General features: G+C 65.6%; 3 protein-coding genes. 2 read left to right on the forward strand and 1 reads right to left on the reverse strand.

Features of this window, described 5'->3' with window-relative positions; genetic code table 11:
* The coding region (locus tag VGC77_RS07760) for a terminase gpA endonuclease subunit (protein WP_331170997.1) at positions 1–1,584 on the reverse strand (1,584 nt) is incomplete at its 3' end.
* Positions 1,585–1,641: 57 nt separating this feature from the next.
* On the opposite strand from VGC77_RS07760, the gene istA reads away from it, so the two are divergent.
* Both istA and istB read left to right on the forward strand, forming a co-directional pair.
* Positions 1,642–3,153 carry an IS21 family transposase gene (gene istA, locus VGC77_RS07765; protein ID WP_331170998.1) on the forward strand — a complete coding sequence of 504 codons (1,512 nt, stop codon included), beginning with the start codon at positions 1,642–1,644 and terminating at the stop codon, positions 3,151–3,153.
* Positions 3,140–3,868 (forward strand): IS21-like element helper ATPase IstB, encoded by a 729-nt coding sequence (gene istB, locus VGC77_RS07770; RefSeq protein ID WP_331170999.1) that lies wholly within the window; start codon positions 3,140–3,142, stop codon positions 3,866–3,868. Before istA ends, istB begins: the two co-directional genes overlap by 14 nt.
* Positions 3,869–3,942 lie beyond the last annotated feature (74 nt).

Genomic DNA, 3,942 nt, shown 5'->3' on the forward strand with positions numbered 1-3,942 from the left:
CCACTGCAGGCGCGAGAGACCGTGCAGATGGGCGAGGACATGCGTCATGACCATCAGGTCAGTAGCCTCGTTCCGCGCGCGTCGGGGATTCGACCAGAGGCCTTGCGCGTTCCGCACTTCCACCACCAACTGCTCGAAGAACAGATGCGGCGGTGCCGGATTACGAGGCTGCGCCATATGGTTTCCGAGCAGGTCCGCCGGGACGTGGACGGCCTTGGCACCACCATCCGCAGTCGCGAGGTGGTTGGAGAGGTCGTCCTTGAACCGGTTGGCGCTGTACTGGCCGGTCGGAATCTGCCCCCGCGCGCCGGCCTTCCGGTCTTTCCGCTGGCTGTCCGGGTAGACCACCGCCAAGCGGGGGGCATTTGGGGTGCCCATGCCTTTCAGCGGCAGCAGCGTCCAGGCGTCACGGCCATCGACCTTGCCGCGCAACCGGGCGAAGCCAGCCCGCCGGGCGCGCAGCCAGGCCTCGTAGCCGAGCGTCGTCACGCCCGCCTCGCCGCCGCTGTCATATCCGGCCGCCCGCACGCGCATGACGCGGCCCGAGCCGTCCGCCAGAGGCAGCGGCTGCAGCAGCCGGGCGATCATCACATCCCAGTCTGCCGGCGACGTGGCTGGGTCGGCCGGCATGTTCCAGTGGTCGCAGAGCCAGCTCTCGCCGCCTTCGCCCCAGCCGCGGACCATTCCCTCGAAGCGGCCGCCCTGCACGTCCGCCGCGGCCGTCAGGAATCGCACGCCGGGCGGCACCTGGCCGAGCCGCAGCGCGGGCTCTGCGCGTTCCGCCAGCACGGCGGCATCGAGGCTGCCGAAGCGCCGCGGGGGATCGTACGGGACGCCCCACTGCTTCGTCATGACCTCGCGGAGGCTCTTGTCGTCCTCGCCGGCCTCCATCGCGCGCTCGGCCTCGACCCGCGCCCGCGCCAGGCCGCCAATGCCGTGGAGCAGGAACGGCGACATGACGCCGACGATCCAGTACCCGGCAGTCTCGCGCGTGGCGCGCACGCCCTCGACGACGCCCTCTTCGTCGATCGTCTCGCCGGCGCCGACCCAACGACCCCGCAGATTCATCGCCCGGCGGTCGGCGTCGTCGATCAGGCAGCCATTGACCGGGCAGACCAGGCGCGCGCTGGCGGCGACCTCGTCCAAGGGCCCTTCAGCCGCATAGGTGAGCGCCATATGCCGCGCCGTGCCCGGGTTCGGCGAGCTGAAGGCACCGCAATGCGGGCATGGCCACCACCAGGTGCAGCGCGTGCTGTCCGCATAGACCGCCATCACGCCCGCGTTCCAGTGGGCGGCGTCACTGCCGCCGGCCCGGTCAGGATGGCTGATGAACGCTGCCATGCTTTCCTTGCCGTAGGTCTGGCGGCGGATATCGATCAGGTTCTTCACGTTGCCGAGCGACGGATCGTACGCGTCCACCTCATCGACGGCGATGCGCGGCGCATCCTTGCTGATGAGGTTCGACCGGGCCGCGGCCAGGAACTGCACCGTCATGCCCCGAAAGCGCTTGAAGCCGATGCTGTCATCGACCGGATGTGTATCGGCGTGGAAGTTTGACCCCCTGTGGGGGTAATCGGCGTCCAAAATTGACCCCCTGATCTGTGGCAAGACGCCACCCGGCAATTTTGGGTGGTGGGGGAGATGCTGGTTGTGGAAACGGTCGCGCGGATTAGGCGGGCCCACTTTGTTCAGGGCAAGACGATCAAGGCGATTTCCCGGGAGCTGGGGATAGCCCGGAACACTGTTCGCAAGGTTTTACGGTCGGGTGAGACCAGTTTTGCCTACGAGCGGGAGGTGCAGCCGCGGCCCAAGCTGGGGCAATGGACGGATGATCTCGAGCGGCGACTGGCCGCCAACGACCTGCTGTCGCGGCGTGAGCGGCTTGGGCTGATCCGGATCTTTGAGGGCCTGCGCGAGGCCGGTTATGAGGGCGGCTATGACGCCGTGCGCCGCTACGCCACGGCGCGTAAGCGCCAGCAGGGCAAGGGTTCCAGCGAGGCCTTCGTGCCGCTTAGCTTTGCGCCAGGCGAGGCGTTCCAGTTCGACTGGTCGCACGAGATCGTCGTGCTGCGCGGCACGACCATGGAGATCAAGGTGGCACAGGTGCGGCTGTGCCATAGCCGGATGCTGTTCGTGCGGGCCTACCCGCGCGAGACGCAGGAGATGGTGTTCGACGCACACGACAAGGCATTCGCGTTCTTTCGCGGCACGTGCGAGCGCGGCATCTACGACAATATGCGCACTGCGGTAGACGCGGTGTTTGTTGGTCGCGAGCGGGTGTTCAACCGCCGTTTTCTTCAGATGTGCAGCCACTATTTGGTCGAGCCGACAGCCTGCACACCAGCCTCAGGCTGGGAGAAAGGTCAGGTCGAGAACCAGGTTAACGTCGTGCGGGAACGGTTTTTCAAGCCGCGGCTGCACTTCGCGAGCTTTACGGAGATGAATGCCTGGCTGCTGGAGCGTTGTGTCGCTTACGCCAAGGCTCACCCGCATCCGGAGCGGCACGACAGTCCGGTGTGGGAGATGTTTGAGGCCGAACGGCCAAGCCTGGTGCGCTACGCCAACCCGTTCGACGGCTTTCATGCCAAGACTGCCTCGGTGTCGAAGACCTGCCTCGTGCAGTTCGACAAGAACCGATACTCGGTGATGGCGCAGGCGGTCGGCCGCCCGGTCGAGGTGCATGCCTACGCCGAACGGATCGTGGTGCGCCAGGATGGTGGGATCATCGCCAACCATGATCGCTGCTTTGGTCGGGAGCAGACCGTCTACGACCCTTGGCATTATGTCCCCGTGCTGACGCGCAAGCCCGGCGCCATGCGCAATGGCGCGCCGTTCAAGGATTGGGTGCTTCCGGGCGCCCTCGGCCGGGTCCGGCAGAAGCTGAAGAGCGTCCCGGACGGCGATCGTCAGATGGTCAAGATCCTGTCCGCGGCGCTGACAGACGGGCTTCCGGCGGTGGAAACCGCCTGTGCTGAAGCCCTCGCGGCCGGTCTTTGCAGCAGCGACGTGGTGCTCAACGCCCTGTCGCGGCAACGGCAGCCCGAATTGCCGCCCTCCATCGCCGTGCCGGATGCGCTGATGCTGCGTCAGCAGCCGGTTGCGGATTGCGCCCGCTACGACACCCTCAGGAGATTGCCCAATGGAACGCCATGACATCATGGAGATGATGGCTGAGCTGAAACTGGTCGGAATGCGTTTGGCGTTCGATGAAGTGCTGGCCAACGGGGTCAAACGCCAGCACGCCGCCCAGCAGATCGTCGGCGAGTTGTTGGCGGCCGAGATCGCGGAGAAGCAGGCCCGGTCGATCCGCTATCAGGTGAGTGCGGCCAAACTGCCACTGGCCAAGGAGCTTGCCGACTTCGACTTCAATGGCAGTCCGATCAACGAAGGCCTGGTACGCGAGCTGGCGCTTGGCACGTTTCTCAGCCAGCAGCGTAACACGGTGCTGGTCGGCGGCACGGGAACGGGCAAAAGCCACCTCGCAGTCGCTATTGCTCGCAGTTGCATCCGTGCCGGTGCGCGCTGCCGGTTCTACACCGTGGTTGATCTGGTCAACCGGCTCGAAGCAGAAAACAAGGCTGGGCGAGCGGGGAAGATTGCCGACACCCTAACCCGGCTAGACCTGTTGGTGCTCGACGAACTGGGCTACCTGCCGTTCGCCCAGTCAGGCGGCCAACTGCTGTTCCATCTGATCAGCAGGCTCTACGAACGCACCTCCGTGGTGATCACCACCAACCTGGACTTTGCCGAATGGCCAAAGGTGTTCGGCGACGCAAAGATGGCCACCGCTCTGCTCGACCGGCTGACCCACCACTGCGACATCATCGAGACCGGCAATGATAGCTGGCGTATGAAAACACGCGCCTGAGCCCGAGTCAGCATCCCCTCAAGGGGTCAATTTTAGACGCTTATTGGGGGTCAGTTTTGGGTGCCGATTGACAG

The sequence above is a fragment of the Rhodopseudomonas sp. genome, from assembly GCF_036404135.1.
GTDB lineage: Bacteria > Pseudomonadota > Alphaproteobacteria > Rhizobiales > Xanthobacteraceae > Rhodopseudomonas_A.

What these genes read in the sequence shown, in the direction of transcription:
- istA (WP_331170998.1), top strand. Translation starts at nt 1,642, where the DNA reads ATGCTGGTTGTGGAAACGGTCGCGCGGATTAGGCGGGCCCACTTTGTT.
- istB (WP_331170999.1), top strand. Translation starts at nt 3,140, where the DNA reads ATGGAACGCCATGACATCATGGAGATGATGGCTGAGCTGAAACTGGTC.